Consider the following 613-nt stretch of genomic DNA (forward strand, 5'->3'; position numbering starts at 1 on the left):
GGTGGAGCGCTCGGAGCCGAACACCGCCTGGGAGTACTTGGTCGCGAAGGGGCGGCCCGTCGCCGCGTGCGTGAGGACCATCCCGCGGTCGAAGCGCCCCGAGGAGACCCGCACGAACGCCATCCGGTCGCGGTGGTTCTTGTCCATGTTGGCCTGCATCTTGAACACCTGCCCGGAGAAGGGCGCCTCGACCGGCCGCTCCCGCTCCACGGCGTCGGCCTTGGCCGCCGGGGCCGGAGCCAGGCCCACCACGGCCTCCAGCAGCTGCCCCACACCGAAGTTGGGCAGCGCCGCGCCGAAGAGCACTGGGGAGGACTCCCCGGCCATGAACGAGTCGTGGTCGAAGTCGGCGCCCAGCGCCTCCAGCAGCTCGATCTCCTCCTGCGCCTGCACCCACTCGGCGCCCTCGATCCGGGCCGCCTCGTCCGCGTCCAGCACCTCCTCCAGGGCCTTGGTGGCCCCGCCCGGCTGGCGCGTCATCTTCGTGTAGGTGCCGCTCGCCCGGTCGATGAGCCCGCGGAAGTCCCCGGCGATACCCACCGGCCAGTTCAACGGCGTGGGCCGCAACCCGATCCGCTGCTCGATCTCGTCCAGCAGCTCCAACGGCTCCCGC

At 72.1% G+C, this 613-nt stretch carries 1 pseudogene; it reads right to left on the minus strand.

The annotated features are described in order from the left end of the window. Positions 1-613: pseudogene (locus ADL05_RS28395) on the minus strand (peptide chain release factor 3); the annotation flags it as partial.

It is taken from the genome of Nocardiopsis sp. NRRL B-16309 (assembly GCF_001279585.1).
GTDB lineage: Bacteria > Actinomycetota > Actinomycetes > Streptosporangiales > Streptosporangiaceae > Nocardiopsis.